At 70.7% G+C, this 16504-nt stretch carries 16 protein-coding genes; 8 read left to right on the top strand and 8 right to left on the bottom strand.

What is annotated here, in order from left to right; translation table 11 throughout:
* Positions 1–135 precede the first annotated feature (135 nt).
* The 5 genes from ACIREO_RS36230 to ACIREO_RS36210 form a co-directional block, all read right to left on the bottom strand.
* Positions 136–984 (bottom strand): pectate lyase, encoded by an 849-nt coding sequence (locus ACIREO_RS36230; protein WP_404118389.1) that lies wholly within the window; start codon positions 982–984, stop codon positions 136–138.
* Between the two features lie 125 nt (positions 985–1109).
* The gene (locus tag ACIREO_RS36225) at positions 1110–1820 is read right to left on the bottom strand and encodes a hypothetical protein (RefSeq protein WP_404118387.1); all 711 of its coding nucleotides are present in this window, start codon (positions 1818–1820) and stop codon (positions 1110–1112) included.
* On the bottom strand, positions 1820–2392 hold the full coding sequence (locus tag ACIREO_RS36220) for a SigE family RNA polymerase sigma factor (RefSeq protein WP_404118384.1): 573 nt from the start codon (positions 2390–2392) through the stop codon (positions 1820–1822). The genes ACIREO_RS36225 and ACIREO_RS36220 overlap by 1 nt, the downstream gene beginning before the upstream one ends.
* Positions 2393–2637: 245 nt before the next feature.
* Positions 2638–4089: a peptidoglycan D,D-transpeptidase FtsI family protein gene (locus ACIREO_RS36215; protein ID WP_404118381.1), complete on the bottom strand. Its 1452-nt coding sequence runs from the start codon at positions 4087–4089 to the stop codon at positions 2638–2640.
* Between the two features lie 112 nt (positions 4090–4201).
* Positions 4202–4972 (bottom strand): IclR family transcriptional regulator, encoded by a 771-nt coding sequence (locus ACIREO_RS36210; RefSeq protein ID WP_404118379.1) that lies wholly within the window; start codon positions 4970–4972, stop codon positions 4202–4204.
* A gap of 154 nt (positions 4973–5126) precedes the next feature.
* On the opposite strand from ACIREO_RS36210, the gene ACIREO_RS36205 reads away from it, so the two are divergent.
* The 7 genes from ACIREO_RS36205 to ACIREO_RS36175 all read left to right on the top strand — a co-directional run bounded on the left by ACIREO_RS36205 (position 5127) and on the right by ACIREO_RS36175 (position 13259).
* Positions 5127–6647: an aldehyde dehydrogenase (NADP(+)) gene (locus tag ACIREO_RS36205; RefSeq protein WP_404118377.1), complete on the top strand. Its 1521-nt coding sequence runs from the start codon at positions 5127–5129 to the stop codon at positions 6645–6647.
* Positions 6644–7258 (top strand): DUF1349 domain-containing protein, encoded by a 615-nt coding sequence (locus tag ACIREO_RS36200; RefSeq protein ID WP_404118374.1) that lies wholly within the window; start codon positions 6644–6646, stop codon positions 7256–7258. Before ACIREO_RS36205 ends, ACIREO_RS36200 begins: the two co-directional genes overlap by 4 nt.
* A 213-nt stretch (positions 7259–7471) precedes the next feature.
* The gene (locus ACIREO_RS36195) at positions 7472–8395 is read left to right on the top strand and encodes a polyphosphate polymerase domain-containing protein (RefSeq protein ID WP_404118446.1); all 924 of its coding nucleotides are present in this window, start codon (positions 7472–7474) and stop codon (positions 8393–8395) included.
* Complete coding sequence (locus ACIREO_RS36190; protein ID WP_099176060.1) at positions 8392–9069, top strand: DUF4956 domain-containing protein; 678 nt, start codon at positions 8392–8394, stop codon at positions 9067–9069. The genes ACIREO_RS36195 and ACIREO_RS36190 overlap by 4 nt, the downstream gene beginning before the upstream one ends.
* Positions 9069–10880: a CotH kinase family protein gene (locus ACIREO_RS36185; RefSeq protein WP_404118372.1), complete on the top strand. Its 1812-nt coding sequence runs from the start codon at positions 9069–9071 to the stop codon at positions 10878–10880. Before ACIREO_RS36190 ends, ACIREO_RS36185 begins: the two co-directional genes overlap by 1 nt.
* A gap of 136 nt (positions 10881–11016) precedes the next feature.
* Complete coding sequence (locus ACIREO_RS36180; protein ID WP_404118369.1) at positions 11017–11736, top strand: response regulator transcription factor; 720 nt, start codon at positions 11017–11019, stop codon at positions 11734–11736.
* Entirely contained in the window at positions 11733–13259 is a 1527-nt protein-coding gene (locus ACIREO_RS36175) for a sensor histidine kinase (RefSeq protein ID WP_404118368.1), read from the top strand. The genes ACIREO_RS36180 and ACIREO_RS36175 overlap by 4 nt, the downstream gene beginning before the upstream one ends.
* Before the next feature lie 158 nt (positions 13260–13417).
* Here the strand turns inward: ACIREO_RS36175 and ACIREO_RS36170 are convergent, their stop codons facing one another.
* Positions 13418–13618, bottom strand: a complete 201-nt coding sequence (locus ACIREO_RS36170) for a DUF397 domain-containing protein (RefSeq protein WP_404118366.1) — start codon at positions 13616–13618, stop codon at positions 13418–13420.
* Positions 13615–14472, bottom strand: coding sequence for a helix-turn-helix domain-containing protein (locus tag ACIREO_RS36165; RefSeq protein ID WP_404118364.1), 858 nt, complete (start codon positions 14470–14472; stop codon positions 13615–13617). Before ACIREO_RS36165 ends, ACIREO_RS36170 begins: the two co-directional genes overlap by 4 nt.
* Before the next feature lie 100 nt (positions 14473–14572).
* Between ACIREO_RS36165 and ACIREO_RS36160 the strand changes: the two genes are divergently transcribed.
* Positions 14573–15115 carry an ATP-binding protein gene (locus ACIREO_RS36160; protein ID WP_404118362.1) on the top strand — a complete coding sequence of 181 codons (543 nt, stop codon included), beginning with the start codon at positions 14573–14575 and terminating at the stop codon, positions 15113–15115.
* Here the strand turns inward: ACIREO_RS36160 and ACIREO_RS36155 are convergent.
* Positions 15024–16436, bottom strand: coding sequence for an MFS transporter (locus tag ACIREO_RS36155; protein ID WP_404118359.1), 1413 nt, complete (start codon positions 16434–16436; stop codon positions 15024–15026). The two genes, ACIREO_RS36160 and ACIREO_RS36155, sit on opposite strands and share 92 nt — an antisense overlap.
* Positions 16437–16504: the final 68 nt, after the last annotated feature.

Raw genomic sequence — 16504 nt, 5'->3', positions numbered from 1 at the left:
TTACGTCCCAGTGTCGACCGGGCGAAACCATGACGCAATCGCCGGTGCCGCGCGCCGGACCGCGCACGGCCCGCCCCCACCGGCGCCGGTGTACGGCGGGCGGGGGCGGACCGCGCGGGAGATTCCGGCCGAACCCTAGTCGTAGGTGATGTCCGACTCGGAGTACAGGCAGAACTCGCCGTCGGGGCCGCTGCCGATCTCTTCCGGCTCGTCACCGCTGTCGTTGCCCTCGTAGCGGACGCACGGCTCGATCTTCTTGCTGCTGTCGCCGTGGATCCGGATCGAGCTCAGCGTGGCGGTGTCCCCGTAGTTGCTGTTGATGCCGACCAGGGACTTGCCCGGCGCCGTGATGTCGACGTCCTTCACGACGATGTCGCGCTTGTACATCGTGGAGCAGTTGCCGCAGGACCGGACGAGCTTGCCGAAGTCCTCGACCTGGAAGCCCGAGATGGTCAGCTTGCCCGCGCCGTTGAACTGGAAGACCTTGTCGTCGGCCCCCTTGGCGCCTCCGCCGTTCACCCTGTACACGGAGCCCGACGACTTGCCCTTGAAGGAGGCGGCGTCCTCGCCGACATCCGTCCACCAGACGTTCTCGAGGGTGCAGCTGCCGGAGCAGTGTACGCCGTCGGCGGCAGGGGAGCCGAGGACGACGTTCCTGAGGGTCGCCCCGTCGGCCAGTTCGAAGAGCGCGTCCTGGCCCTCCTCCTGACCGCCACCGCCGAGGTCGCCCTCGCCGTGGAACTCCTTGAGGCCGCCGTCGTAGCTGCCCGAGACCTCGATGGTCTCCGAGACCGCCTCGCTGCCGGTGGGGGTGGGCCATTCGGCCACCGCGGCCGCCGTCGTGTCCGCGGGGGCGGCACCGGCGGGCTGCAGCATCATGTTCGTGGCCAGGGCGGCGCCGGTGAGGCTCAGGGCCGCGGTCAGCGCTGCGGCCATGCGGCGCTTGCCGGCGCGGCGGCGGTGCGTGTGCGCTCGTTCACTCATGTTGGCTGATCCCGATTCCTGGAAGGTGGGGGGAGCGTCTTGCACTCCTGGGTCGCCACCGCCCACGGAAGGGTTGCCGGGTTTCGGACTTGTTTCTTCCCGCGCCCGGCGACGCCGTCGCGCGGTCACCGCGTGACGCTGAAGTCCCCGCCCACCGACGCCGGTCCGGCCGCCGCACGCGCCCGCGCCGTGTAGTCGTCACGCCCCGCGTCGCGGTCGCCCGCCGCGTGGTCGTACTGCCCCGCGAAGGTGTGCGTACCGGTCGGCACGCTCCGTCCCGGCTTCAGTGTCCAGCGGTAGACCAGGAAGCCGTCCTCCTCGCGCGCCGACGCCACGAAGTCCTTCTCCGGCAGGGAGCGCCAGGAACCGGTGGTGGTCACCCCGCCGTTCAGTGCGATCCGGAGCTCGACGGTGAGCGCGGAGAGCGGCCGTGACGTCTTGACCGTCACCTCGCTCTGCGCCCAGTAGCTGTTGCTGTTCGGGTTCAGCGAACCGTCCGACCACAGGGGGCCGTTCCCGGCGGGCAGCGCGCCGCCCCCACCCGGGTACGGCGTCACGGGGGCGGGCGAGACGGGCGGGGCGGCCACCCGCTGTCCGCCCGCCGGCTCCTCCCGGCCGGCCGACGTCACCGCGAACGCTCCCGCCGTCAGCACCCCGCACACCGCCGCCGTCGCGCCGGCGACCCGCAGCCACGGCATCGGCCCACGAGGGGCTCGCACGGGGCGGGCCGGCGGCTCCTCGGCCATGCCGCGCTCGATCCGGGCCAGCATCCGCGCCCGGTCCGGGCGGTGCGAAGCGGCGGCGGTGCGCAGCCGCTCACGCAGGTCCTCGTCCATCACTGCCTTCCTCCGGCGGGCTGTCCGGCGGCCGCCACCTGTACCTGTGCCGCCGGGGCCTCGGGCCCCAGCAGCCGCTGGAGTTCCGCCACACCGCGCGAGGTCTGGCTCTTCACCGTACCCACCGAGACCCCGAGGACCAGAGCGGTGTCACGTTCCGACAGGTCGAAGGCGTGCCGAAGCACCACGCACGCGCGCTTACGGAACGGAAGCCGGCGCAGGGCCCCTTGGACGTCCACCACGGCCGACACATCGGGGCCGTCCGCCGCATACCCCTCCCCGGCCCCGCTGGGCGCCCAGAACAGGGCGATCCGCCGACGCTCACGCACCGCGCTGCGGATGCGCGTACGGGCCAGGTTGGCGACGACCCCCCTCGCGTACGCCGCCGGGTGGTCGGCGCCCCTGACCCGGTCCCAGCGGTGCCAGAGCGCCATGAGCGCGTCGGCTGCCAGGTCGTCCGCCGCGTCGGCCTCGCCCGTCAGCAGATGGGCGAGCCGGGCGAGTTCGGCGTAGTGCGCCTCGAAGAACGCGTGGAACTCGGCGGCAGCGGCTTCATCCATGACTGTGCCCACGGGTACCTCTTCTCTGCCCTGGAATCCTGCGCGCCCGAACGGGCTGTGTACGTTCCCAATTCCGTTCGCGGGACGAGAGCGTACCGACGCGTGCCCCGGAAGCGCTTCGACGCGTGCGCCTCCCAGTAAGGCGTAACACGGCGAAAACCTGAAGCCCCTGGTCCACTTCCTCTCCACCGGTGACCGGGTCACGTCGCCACCGGCCGGGCAGGCGCCACCGCCCGCCCGGGCGGCGGCGGAACGGCTCATCCCTTCAGGGCGGCCTTCATCATCTTCTGCGCGATCGGCGCCGCCAGACCGTTGCCGCTGACCTCGGAGCGGGCCGCCCCGGAGTCCTCGACGACCACCGCGACCGCGACCTGCTTGCCGGTGGAGTCGTCCTTCGCGTACGAGGTGAACCAGGCGTACGGGGTGTTGCTGTTGTCCACGCCGTTCTGCGCGGTCCCCGTCTTGCCGCCCACCTCGGCACCGTCGATCTTCGCGTTGCTGCCGGTCCCCTTGTCCACGACCGTGACCATCGCACTGCGCAGCTGCTCGGCCGTCGACTCCTTCACGACCCGCTCGGTGTCACCGTCCGGATACTCCTGGAGCACGGAGCCGTCGGCGTCGGTCACCTTCGCGACCATGTGCGGCGAGGCCAGCTCACCGCCGTTGGAGAGGGCGGCCGAGACCATGGCCATCTGCATCGGCGTCGCGGTCACCTCGAACTGGCCGATGCCGGTCAGCGCGGTCTGCGCCTTGTCCATGCCGGCCGGGTACACGCTCTGCGACGCCCGCACCGGCACGTCCAGCTTTTCCGTGTCGAACCCGAAGGCGTCCGCCATCGCCTTCAGCTTGTCCTGGCCGAGATCGGCCGCCACCTTCGCGAAGACGTTGTTGCAGGAGTACTGGAGGGCGGTGCGCAGCGTGGCGTTCTCGCAGGGCGCCGAGGGGTTCTCGTTGGACAGGACCGTGCTCGTGTTCGGCAGGGTGTACGGATCGGGGCTGTCCGTCGCCTCGTCGACCGAGCTGTACAGGCCGTTCTCCAGGGCCGCCGATGCCACCACCAGTTTGAACGTCGAACCGGGCGGCAGGGGCTGCCGCAGCGCCCGGTTGACCAGTGGCTTGGTCTTGTCGTCGAGCAGCTTCTGCCAGGCGTCGCCGTCGTTCGTCCCGCTGATGTCGGAGGGATCGTACGAGGGGGAGGAGACCATGCCCAGGATCCGCCCGGTCTCGGGGTCCATCGCGACCGCCGCGCCCCGGTCGTCCCCGAGCGCATCGAAGGCCGCCTTCTGCACGTCCGGGTCGATGGTCGTCAGGACGTCGCCGGGCGACGTCTGCTCACCGGTGAGCAGGCCGGTGGGACTCTTGAGCCGGTCGTCCGTGCCGTCGAGGACGTCGCTGTAGATGCCTTCCAGCTGGGTGGCGCCGTAGGCCTGCGAGCTGTAGCCGGTGACCGCCGCGTACAGCTCGCCCTGGGTGTAGGTGCGTTTGTAGCGGAGGTCGTCGCCGTTCGTCTCCTTCGAACCGGTGACCGGGGATCCGGCCACGATGATGTCGCCGAGCGGCTGCGCGTACTGCGCGATGGTGTTCCGCCGGTTGTGTTCGTCGTCTGCGAGCGCCCGGGCCTCGTACGCCTGCACCCACGTCACCCGCACCAGCAGGGCGAGAACCATGAGCAGACAGAAGACCGAAGCGCGCCTGATCGTCTTGTTCATCCCGCTGGAGGGACGAACGGGAGCGCCGGAGTCGTTCCCGTTCGTGTTCCTTCTCACCGGTTTCTCACATGCCGGTTTCTCCCATGCGCCGCCCGGAGCGGCGCCCGGTGGCTCAGAGCCTGCGGGTCGCGAGGGTGAGCCGGTCGCGGGCGTCGAACAGGGCGTCCTTGACCATCTGCTCGTGCGCCGGGGTGAGCCGGGCGACCGGCACCGAGCAGCTGATCGCGTCGCGCGACGGTGTGCGGTACGGGACGGCGACACCGAAGCAGCGAAGCCCCAGGGTGTTCTCCTCGCGGTCGACCGCGTACCCCTGCTCGCGGATGAGGTGCAGCTCCTCGATCAGCTTCTCGCGGTCGGTGAGAGTGTGCTCCGTCAGCGCCGGCAGCGTCTCGGGCAGCATTTTGCGGACCTGCTCGTCGCTGTGGGTCGCCAGCAGCGCCTTGCCGAGCGAGGTGGAGTGCGCGGGCAGCCGGCGCCCGACGCGGGTGAAGGGGCGCAGATAGTGCTGGGACTGCCGGGTGGCGAGGTACACCACGTTCGTCCCGTCCAGCCGGGCCAGGTGGATGGTCTCCGTCGTGTCGTCGGAGAGCCGGTCCAGGGTGGGGCGGGCGGCCGCGACGACCTCGTCACCGTCGATGTACGAGGTGCCGACGAGCAGCGCCCGCACCCCGATCCCGTACCGCGTGCCTGTTGCGTCGGTCTCCACCCAGCCGAGCTCCACCAGCGTGCGCAGCAGCATGTAGAGGCTGGACTTGGGGTAGCCGACGGCCTCCTGCACCGCGGCCAGCGAGTGCATCCCCGGGCGCCCTGCGAAGTATTCGAGGAGTTCCACCGTCCGTACAGCGGACTTGACCTGTGCCCCACCGGACTCGCCAACCGACATGCCTTATGTCCCTTCCAGCCTGCTTGTACGACCCTGTGACTTCTTGCCAACACGGAACGCCCGGAAATAGAGTCCCTGTGTATTCACGTTCAGGAACGCTGTTCAGAATACCGAACAACTTCTCCTGTGTGGCAGTGGAACGGAAGGAAATACGGTGGCAGCAGCACCAGTCTGGAGCGTCGACCCCCGAACGGGGAACCCGCGTGAGCAGGTCGCGGTGGAGGCTACAGCGGAGGAGGTCGACCGTGCGGTCCGGGCGGCGCACGCCGTTCGCGGGGCGCTGGCCGACCGCGCCGTGCGCGCCGCGTTCCTCCGCACAGCGGCCGACCTCCTCGCCGAGGCCCAGGAACACGTCATCGAGGCGGCCGACGCGGAGACCGCGCTCGGCCCGGCCCGGCTGACCGGCGAGCTCGCCCGCACGGCCGCCCAGCTGCGGGCCTTCGCGGAGGTCGTCGACGAGGGCGCCTACCTCGACATCCATATCGACCACGAGGACGGCAGCCGGACCCCGCCCTGGCCGGACCTGCGCCGCTACAAGATTCCCCTGGGAGTCGTCGCCGTCTACGCCGCGAGCAACTTCCCGCTCGCCTTCTCCGTCCCCGGCGGGGACACCGCGAGCGCGCTCGCCGCAGGCTGCCCGGTCGTCGTCAAGGCGCACCCCGACCACCCCGCGACCTCGGAGCTCTGCGCCTCGCTCCTGCGCAGGGCGGCGGCGGAGCACGGTCTGCCCGAGGACGTCCTGACCGTGGTCCACGGCTTCGAGGCGGGTGTCGAGCTGGTGAAGCACCCGCTGGTCTCCGCCGCCGGGTTCACCGGCTCGATCCGTGGCGGCCGCGCCCTGTTCGACGCCGCGGCCTCCCGGCCCACCCCGATCCCCTTCCACGGTGAGCTCGGTTCGCTCAACCCCGTCGTCGTCACCGAGGCGGCCGCCGCCGAGCGCGGTGAGCAGATCGGTGCCGGGCTCGGCGGCTCGATGACCATGGGTGCCGGACAGTTCTGCACCAAGCCGGGCTTCGTGTTCGCCCCGTCCGGAGAGGCGGGCGACCAGCTGCTGAAGTCACTGACCGAGACGGTGAGCGGTACGGGCGCCGGGGTCATGCTCGACCACCGGATGCGCGACGCCTTCGTCCAAGGCGTGGCCGAGCGGGCCGCGCTCCCGGACGTGGACACCCCGGTCACCCCGGGCGCGGGCGGCGAACACACGGTCTCCGCGGGCTTCTTCACCGTGCCGGCCCAGCGGCTGGCCCAGGAGGGACCGCACGACGCGCTCCTGGAGGAGTGCTTCGGCCCGGTCACCGTCGTCGCACGCTACGACTCCGCGGACGAGATCACCGCCGTGCTGTCCCGCCTCCCGGGAAACCTCACCGCCACCCTCCAGATCGCCACGGAGGAGGCCGACGGCAGCGCCGCCGGACTGCTGGCCGAGCTCACCCCGGTGGCCGGACGTGTCCTGGTCAACGGCTGGCCGACCGGTGTCGCCGTCGCTCCCGCCCAGCACCACGGCGGCCCCTACCCGGCCACCACCTCCACCTCCACCTCGGTCGGGGCCACCGCGATCGAACGCTGGCTGCGCCCGGTCAGCTACCAGTCCACCCCCGAGGCCCTGCTGCCGCCGGAGCTCCGCGAGGGCAACCCGCAGAACCTGCCGCGACGGGTCGACGGGCGCCGCGCGTGACAGCCGTACGCATCCCCGAGCTCCCCTTCGCCCTGGAGCCCTCCGGGCCCGAGGGCGGATGGGCGTACGAGGACGCCGTGCTGACCGGCTCGGCCGGGGCGAAGCAGGACCGCTTCGTCCCGCCCGGCGGCGACGCCCTGGAGCCCGCCACCGACGCGCCGCGCCTCCTGGGCCCGGCGCCGGAGGGCGATTTCCAGCTGATCGCCCGGGTGAGCGTCGGCTTCGCCGCAGCCTTCGACGCGGGGGTGCTCTACCTCCACGTCGGGGAGCGGGAGTGGGCGAAGCTCTGCCTGGAGCTCTCCCCCGAGCGGCCGACGATCTGCACCGTCGTCACCCGGGGCCACTCCGACGACGTGAACTCCGCCGTCGTGGAGGGGGACAGCTGCTGGCTGCGGCTCAGCCGCATCGGCAGCGCCTTCGCCTTCCACGCCTCGGCGGACGGTGAACGGTGGACCTTCGTCCGGCTGTTCACGCTGGGCACCGAGGAGGAGCGGGCGGCCACCCGTATCGGCTTCCTCGTCCAGTCACCCACCGGTGAGGGCTGCGCGGTGTCGTTCGACCGGATCGCCTTCAGGCCCACCGTCCCGGGCGGCCTGCGCGACGGCAGCTGACGGACCACACGCACACCCGCCCAGGGCCCGGATCCGACAGGATTCCGGGCCCTGCGTCCGTGTGCCCCGGGCCTCCGTGTGCTCCCGGTGTTCATCTTCGCGTCACCCGGAATCCTCCTGCAATCAACCCGTGTTTCTCACGGCTTCCTCATGCGGCCTTGATTGCGTGTCCGTGCCGGCCCCCTCCGGCACGTAGACGCAAGGAGGCGCATGGTGTCGCGACCCGACATGGCTGCATCCAGCGGGCCCCGGGACGGCGACGCCCCGGCCCCCGAGGGTGACCAGCCGCTGCACGTGGCGAGCAGGCTGCACGCGTTCAACCGGTTCGAGCTGAAGTACCTCGTGCCCGTCGAGCAGGCCGCCGAGATCCGGGAGGAGCTCGGCGAGCGGATGGACCGGGACCTGAACAGCCCGGTGGGCGGTTACGGGGTCTGGAGCCTGTACTACGACAGCCCCGAGCTGCGGTTCTACTGGGAGAAGATCGAAGGCCTGAAGTTCCGGCGCAAGCTGCGGATCCGGCACTACGGCGACCTCGACGGTGTCACCGACGAGTCACCGGTGTGCGTGGAGATCAAGCAGCGGGTGAACCGTGTGACACAGAAGCGGCGCATCACCCTGCCGTACGCCACCGCCCGGAGGCTGTGCGACGAGCGGGAGATGGTGGAGCACTCGCCCGGCGAGAGCGCCTTCGTACAGGAGGTGCTGGACATCATCATCCGGCTGAACCTCCGGCCGACCGCGATCACCGGATACCAGCGCGAGGCGCTGGTCGGCCGCGGTTCCGACACGGGACTGCGGGTCACCTTCGACCGGCGGATCCGGGGCCGCGACCGCGACTTCCACTTCGGGACCGCCACTCCGGAGAACCGGTTCACCATCCCGCCCCACATGACGGTGATGGAGATCAAGGTCAACGAGCGCACACCGCACTGGATCACCGACCTGGCCGCGCGCCGGAACCTGAGCCTCGTGCGGATCAGCAAGTACGTGCAGTCCATCGAGGCGTTCGGCCTGGCACCCAGGTCGATCTTCCACATCAACGAGACGGACTGTCCGTCTCCCGTCACCCCCCACACCCGGCTGCCACTGGGGCAGCCGGCGGCGCCGCACGCGCCGGTGAAAGCAGGAGCACAGTGAACTTCGATCTGCAGGAACTCAGCGGGACGTTCAGCGTCGCCGACGTGGTCGCCGCCATGGCGCTGTCGTTCATCCTGAGCACGGTGATCGGTTACACCTACCGGTACACGCACCGCAACGTCTCGTACAGCCAGTCCTACGTCCAGACACTGGTCATCGTCGGCATGATCGTCGCCCTGATCATGCTGGTCGTCGGCTCGAACCTGGCACGGGCGTTCTCACTGGTCGGCGCGTTGTCCGTCGTCCGGTTCAGGAACGCGGTGAAGGAGACGAGGGACGTCGGCTTCATCTTCCTGGCGATGGCCATCGGCATGGCCTGCGGTGCCCGCTTCTACACGCTGGCCGCCGTCGGCGCCGTCGTGATCTGCGTCGTGATCCTCGTGATGTTCAAGTTCAACTGGTTCGCCCTGAACGTCCAGCGCCAGGTCGTCAAGGTCCAGGTCCCCGCGGGCGAGGACTACACGCCCGCCATCCGTGACGTGCTGATCAAGTACACCAGCGAGTTCGAGCTGGTGAGCACGGAGACGATTCGCGGCGGAGCCCTGAACGAGGTGTTCTACACCGTGCGGATGAAGAAGGGCACCGAACCCGGGGACCTCGTCACGGCCCTGCAGGAGCGCACCTCCGGGCAGCGGGTGACGGTGCTGACCGGTTACGACACGACCGACCTGTGATGAGCGGCGGTACGACGCCGGTGCGCCGGAGGCGGCTGAAGGACCGTGTCCCGGTACGGCTGCGGCACCACTGGAAGCCGGCCGGAGCGCTGTGCGTGGGGCTCGCCCTGCTCGTGTACGCCTTCGGGGACGCCCGCATCTCGCCGTACGTCACCTCGGCGTCGCAGGTGGAGGCCAACACGATCACCGACGACGTCAGGGGCACGGTCGGCCTCTACGACACCACGGTCAAGCACTCGATCCAACTGTCGTACGAACAGACCGACTTCGACAAGATGATGAAGGAGTTCAAGGACGACGGGACCAAGGACCCCATCGAGGCCGACCTCACCATCGACGGGGTCTACCTCCAGGACGTGGGGATCCGGCTGAAGGGGAACTCCACCCTGATGTCCCTGCGCGGCAACCAGGGCGGAGCCGGCGGCCGCGGCCGGATGCCCGGCGGAGCCGGGCAGGGCGCCCCGCAGCAGCAACAGGGCGGCGGGGGCCAGGACCGCGGCCAGGCCGCGAACGGCGGCGGTCCTGGCGCCGCGGGTGCGGGCACCGGGGACGCCGCGGACACCGGGGACGCCGCGGGCGGTGCGGCTCGTGCCGGCGGGGGAGGGGGAGGGATGACGCAGTACGACCTCTCCGCCGAGAAGCCGGAGGAGCTCCCCCTGCTCATCAAGATCGACGAATACGTCGAAGGCCGCGCCTACCAGGGCGAGCGGGAGATCTCGCTGCGCCCCGGAGCCGACGCACAGGTGCCGCTCAACGAGGCCCTGGCGCTGTCGATGACGGACGGGAGCGGGGCGACGGCCGAGCGGTACGGCTTCACCACGGTGGCTGTCAACAACGGTCCGACGGTCACCCGGCTCATGGTCGAGAACCCCGACACCGACTACGCCGAGGCCATCGACGGCAACGGGATCCTGTACAAGGCGAGGGCCGACGGAAGCTTCGACTACCGAGGCGACGACCCCTCCGACTACGAGACGTCCTTCCGGCAGCTGAACAAGGTCGGAAGCCAGGACCTCGAACCCGTCATGAAGCTCGTCAAATGGGTGGACGAGGCGTCGGACAAGGAGTTCGCCGCCGACCTCGGCAAGCACGTCGACATCGAGTCCTTCTCGGAGTACGTCGCCGCGCAGAACCTGATGATGAACTTCGACGACATGGCGGGCCCCGGCAAGAACTACCTGCTCTGGTACGACCTGGAGACGAAGAAGTTCTCCGTCCTCGGCTGGGACTACAACATGACCTTCAGCGGAGACACCGCGGCCGGGCCGGACGACTCGACGAGCATGGGCGGCGGCCGCCCCGGCGGCGCGGCCACAGGCGCGGAGGGCGGCAACGCGGCAGCCCAGGACGGAGCCGCGCAGGGGCAGGGCGGAGCCGCCCAGGGCCAGGACGGCATGCCCGCGGCCCCCGAGGGGGCACCGGAGGGGGTGCCGGGCGGCACCGGCGAAGGCGGCGGCCCGCAGGGTGGCTTCCCCGGCGGTGCCGGCGGAGAAGCCCCGGGCGGAGACGCCGACGCCGACGGTGACAAGGCCAAGGGCGGCGCCGGTGGCGGCATGATGTCGGGACACGCGCTGAAGGAGCGGTTCCTGGAGCTCGACGCCCTGGACCCGGCGTACAAGAAGGCCTACAAGAAGCTGTACGAGAAAATCTTCAGCTCCGGTGCGGCACTCAAGGCGCTGGACGACATCTCCGGCCAGGCCGAGAGGGCCGGCGTCGACGCGGCGGACCTGAAGAAGGCCGTGGCCACACTGCGCACCACCGTCACCGCGCGCACCGAGGCACTGGCGAAGGACACGGAGGTGACCGGCTGACCACCGGCGCCCCGGACCGGATTCCCCCGATCCGGTCCGGGGCGCCGGCACCCGTATGTTCCGTACGGTGGAGGCCGCGCCGCGCTTCCCCTGCCGACGCATGAACCCGTACCACCCGAGGTGACCCCCACCAGTGATGGCCTCATCAGCCCGGCACACCGTTCTGGTCGTCGAGGACGACCCGAGCATCCGCACCCTGCTCACCTCCGCCCTGCACGCCGCCGGTTACGCCGTCGCCTCCGCGGGGACCGGGCAGGACGCCCTGTCCGAGACGGGCCGCAGCGGGCCGGACCTGATCGTGCTCGACGTGATGCTCCCCGACACCGACGGCTTCACCATGACGCGCGAACTGCGCGCCCGGGGCATCTACACCCCGGTCCTCTTCCTCACCGCACGCACCGAGGTCGAGGACCGCATCATCGGCCTCAGCTCGGGCGGCGACGACTACGTCACCAAGCCCTTCCACGTCCAGGAAGTCCTGCTGCGGATCCGCGCCATCCTCCGCCGCAGCGCCGGGCCGGGCACAGCACCGCCCGCCGAGCGCCCACCGCTGCGCTACGCCGACCTCACCCTCGACGAAGGGGCACACGAGGTGCGCCGTGCCGGGCAGCGGGTGCCGCTGTCACCGACGGAGTTCCGGCTGCTGGCCTGCCTCATCGCGCAGCCCGAGAAGGTGCTCGAGAAGCAGCAGATCCTGCAGAAGGTCTGGCACTACGACTTCGCCGGCGACACCCGCATCGTCGACACCTACATCAAGAACCTGCGCCGCAAGATCGACCGCACCGAACCGCTGCTCATCCACACCGTGCGAGGCGTCGGGTACTGCCTGCGCCTGCCCCGGGACCGAACGGCATGAGAGCGGTACCGAGGCGCCTGCACCCCCGCTCCCTGCGCACCCGGCTGGTGCTGATCGCCACGGTCCTCGCCACCGCGGCGGTCCTGGTGTGCCAGGCCACCGGGCTGACCCTCATGCGCTCCTGGCTCATCGGGCAGGTCGACGAACGGCTCACCGACTTCCGTCCGCCCCCGCCCGTCTACCGGGACATCGCCGACGGCACCGTCCCCGCCCACCGGCCGCCCCCGCACGAGACTCTGCCTTCGGACTTCCGCGTCTACTTCTACGACGCCGGGGGCCGCCTCCTGCCCGACTCGCTCGGCAGCGGCCGGAGCGAACCACGCCTGCCCGAGACCGTCACCGCGCAAGAACCCACCGACGGACGCCCCGCCACCGTGCCCGCCCAGGACGGCGACGGGGAGTGGCGCGTGGTCGCCGACTCCGGGCCCGACGGCATGCGCGCCGTCGTCGCCCTCCCGCTGGACACCGTGCAGGACGCGACGTCCAGGCTGCTCTGGTTCAGCCTGGTCATCGGGGCGGCCACCGCCGTCGGTGTCATGCTGCTGGGCGGCGCCGCCGTGCGCCTCGGACTCCGGCCGCTCACCCGCGTCGAACACACCGCCCGGAGCATCACCAGCGGTGAGCTCGAACAGAACGTCACCGACACCAGCCCGGACACGGAGGTCGGCCGCCTCGGCATCGCCCTCAACACCATGCTGGACCAGCTGCGCGCGGCCCTGCACCGCAAGGACAGGACCGAGCGCCGGCTGCGCCGCTTCATGGCGGACGCCGGACACGAACTGCGTACCCCGCTGACCTCTCTCCAAGGTTTCGCCGAACTCCTGCTGCACGACCCGCACATGTCTCCGGACCGTCGACGTGAGGCCCACGAGCTCATCGCACAGAACGCCGACCGGATGAGCCGCCTGGTCGACAGCCTCTTCCTGCTGGCCAAGCTCGGCGACGCCCCCACCACCGAGCACGGGCCCGTCGACCTGCTCTCACTGGCCGCCGACGGCATCTCCGCCTCCGCCGTACGCCACCCGGGGCGGCGCATCGCCCTCGCCCCGCTCGGGGCGGGGGACAGCGGAAGCCCGGGGGAGCTGGACGTCGTGGAAGGCTCCGGCGATCCCCATCAGCTCGCCCAGGTGCTGTCCAACCTCCTGGACAACGCCTGCACCCACACCCCGCCCGGCACCCGGCTCCAGGTGCGCGTCGGCAGCCTGCGCGCCGGCCCCCGTGCCGGAGGCACCGACCGCCCCGGCCGTACGAGCGTCAATCCGCCCCTGCCCTCCGGCGCCCCGGCCCACGTCATCGAGGTCGCCGACGACGGCCCGGGCCTGACACCTCAGGAGGCCGGACAGGTCTTCGACCGCTTCTACCGTGCCCCACCGGTCTCGGGCGCCCCCCGTGACAGCGGCTCCGGCCTCGGCCTCGCCATCGCCTCGACGATCGCCGAAGCCCACGGAGGCCGCCTGGAACTCGACACCGGCCCCGGCGAAGGCTGCACCTTCCGGCTGCTGCTCCCGGCCGGCACCTCCTGACCTGGTCACACACCGAAGCGCCGACCCATGAGTGCACCCGCACTTCGTCGTACCGGAAGGGGCCCCATGCGCACGGGAACGCATCTGCTGCTCCGTCTGGACTTGGGACTCCTGGACCCGCGTCACGCGTCGTGCGGGTAGGCCCGGGCGCTCACCGTTCAGGAACCGGCGGCGTACCGCACGAAGTGCGCCCAGCAGGGGTCGGAGACGGCCAGGTGGGGGCGGGTGACGTCTTTCGAGTCGCGAACGAGCACAGCGTGTCCCGTGGCGGCGACCTCGATGCATTCTCCGCCGTCACCGGCGCTGTAGCTGCTCTTGAACCAATTGAGTTCGGTGGCCGCCTTGTGGTGGGTGATCATTGCTCTCCCAGCAACTCCTCGATCAGCGCCAGGGACTCGTGGGGACTGAGAGCCTGACCGCGGATGCTTCCGTACCGTGCGGCCAGAATACGTACCTCTTCGGCGTCGGTGACCAGCCGGTTCGTGCTCTGCACTTCGAGATAGGCGAGTTGGTGCCTGCCTCTCGGCGTGAGCAGGATGAACGGGCCCTCCAGTGCGGAGTGGTCCTCGCAGGCCATGGGGAGCACCTGGATCGTGGTGCTGCGCAGCTGGGCGAGGTGCTGAATGTGCTTGAGCTGACCGATGCGCACCTCGTGTCCGCCCACTGCTCTGCGCAGCACGGACTCGTCGATGACGGCGCTGACCATCGGTGACGGCCACCTGCTGAGTGTCTCCTGGCGCGCCAGCCGTGCGCTGACACGCTGCTCGATCGTTGCCTCGTCCAGCAACGGCTGTCGCGACATGAAGGTGGTGCGCGCATAGCTCTCGGTCTGCAGGAGGCCCGGAAACGTCAGTGTGCTGAAGAAATTGATCTCCACCGCATCCGCCTCCAGCCGCGCGTAGTCCTGGAACCACGCCGGATGCTTCACCCGCGCCCGTGCCTTCGCCCTGGTCACGTCGTCCTTCGCGGCCCGCAGCAGCCCGCCCGCTCCGAGCAACTCGTCCGCGGCGTCCAGGAATTCCGGCTGCGCCGTGCGGCGGCCCCCCTCCAGGGAGCGGATCAGTTCCTCGCTGTAGCCGAGTCGTTCACCGAGCTCCCGCTGGGTGAGGCCCGCGCGTTCCCTGAGCAGCCGGAGCTGGCGGCCGATGACCCGGAACAGGTCTGCCGCGCCCTCCGAACCGTCGTCGCCGCCGATCGTGTCTTCCTGACCCACCGGTACCTCCGGTACCCGTCGCCGTGCGTACCGGTACATGCTCGTCACGTACCGCCATCACTCCTGGTAAGCGTACGGTTACGCGGCCACGCTGAGTGCTGTGAAGAGTAAATCCGTACAGATCCCCATGGGCGCGCAGCAGTTCACCCAGTTGTTCAGCGCCACCCGGCGAGGGGCCAGGCTCGCGCGGTTGCTGACGGTGGAGCAGCTCGTCGTGTGGGGGTGGCCCCGTGACGGCGAGACCGCCCATGCCGCCGCCCTCGTCGTGGCCGAGCTGGCCTCCAACGCCGTCCGGCACGGGCGGCTGGAGGGGCGGAGTTTCCGGATCACGCTCGTGCGGCTGCCGTGCGGGGCGCTCAGGGTCGAGGTCACCGACCCGCGCGGGGAGCGCCTCCCCGCCCGGCGTGCGGGCGGTTTCGGGCTGGCCCTCGTGGAAGCACTCGCCTCGGACTGGGGCGTACGGCCCTACGCACCGTCAGGGAAGACCGTCTGGGCCGAGATCGTCCCGGGGCGGCCTCAGTGGCGGATCAGAGATCCCGATGTTCTGGAGGCTATGCCGCTTCAGCTCCACCGCGCGGACGATGTTGCCCCTTCCCCAGCCGGGCCGTCGCCAGTGCGGTCACGGCCAGCAGGGCCGCGCTGATCGCCAGACTCGTCCGCAGCCCGGACCCGAAGCCGTCCGCGACCAGGGCTCCGAACACCGCCACTCCCATTCCGCCGGACACCTGCCGCGCGGCGTTGAGCACGCCCGCGGCGACGCCCGCCCGCTCGGCCGGTACGGCGTCCATCATGGCCGCGGTCAGCGGCGGCAGCGCGAGACCCGCGCCTGCGGACAGAGGGACGAGCAGAGCCGCGGTCAGCAGCAGCGGGGTGTCCTTGTCGACGAACAGCAGGAGCAGCAGGCCCGCCAGGGAGATCAGCTGACCCGCCAGCATCGGCGGTCTCGGCCCGTAACGGTTGGCGAGACGGCCCGACAGTACGTTCGCTCCCACAACCGTGGCGGTCATGGGCAGGAACATCAGGCCGGCGGTGAGAGCCGACTGGTCGCGTACCTGCTGGAAGAAGAGGCTGAAGACGAAGAGCATGCCGTAGAAGGCGACGCTGATCGCGGAGCCCGCGCCGACCGCCACCGCGACGGTCCGGTCGCGGAACAGGCCCAGCGGTACCACCGGATGCGGATGCCGTGACTCGATCCGGAGGAACGCGGCCAGGGCAGCCACCGCCACACCGAGTGCCACCAGGGCGAGCGTCCCCTCCTCGATCACCGCGAACGCCAGGCCGGCCAGGGCCACAACGGCCGTCAGCTGGCCGGGCAGATCCAGCGGTGCGGCGCGGCGCGCCGAGTGGGGGGACCGGGAGACGAACGCGAGGGCGAGCAGGCCCAGCGGCAGATTGATGAGGAAGATCGCACGCCAGTCCCACGCCGTGATCAGTGCCCCGCCCACGACCGGGCCCAGTGCCGACGCGGTCGTGCCGCCCGCCGCCCACAGCGACACCGCGCGCCGGCGTTGTGCGGGATCGGCGTAGGCCTGGCGGACCAGGGCGAGGGTGGTTGGCAGAACGACGGCTGCGGCGATCCCCTGCACCACGCGGAATCCGATGAGCGTCCCGAGGCCCGGCGCCAGGGCGCAGGCGACGGACGCCAGGGTGAACAGGGTGATCCCGATGGCGTAAGCCCGGCTCGCGCCGATCCGGTCGGAGAAGGCGCCGGTCGACAGGAGCAGTGCGGCGAAGGTGACGGTGTACGCGTCGACCACCCACTGCAGACCGGACATTCCGCCGCCGAGGTCCGAACCCATGGACGGGAGCGCCACGTTCACCACGGAGGCGTCCAGCAGGATCAGGGCGAAGCCGAGCAGCGATGCGACGAGCGTGAGAGTCGGGGAGGGGCGCGGCTCCGTCCCCTGCCCACGGGCGGGGGACTCGGTGGCGGCGGGGACCGGGAGGGTCTGTTGTTCTGTCATTCCCTCAGCCTGGCGATCAGGTCCGGCTTACAGTAGTGGCCTGAATGCCATACCTCCGGAGGTTCTGG

The sequence above is a fragment of the Streptomyces sp. NPDC102441 genome, from assembly GCF_044765585.1.
GTDB lineage: Bacteria > Actinomycetota > Actinomycetes > Streptomycetales > Streptomycetaceae > Streptomyces.
The sequence above is the reverse complement of the archived record's forward strand: the minus strand, read 5'-3'. Positions and strand labels throughout refer to the sequence as shown.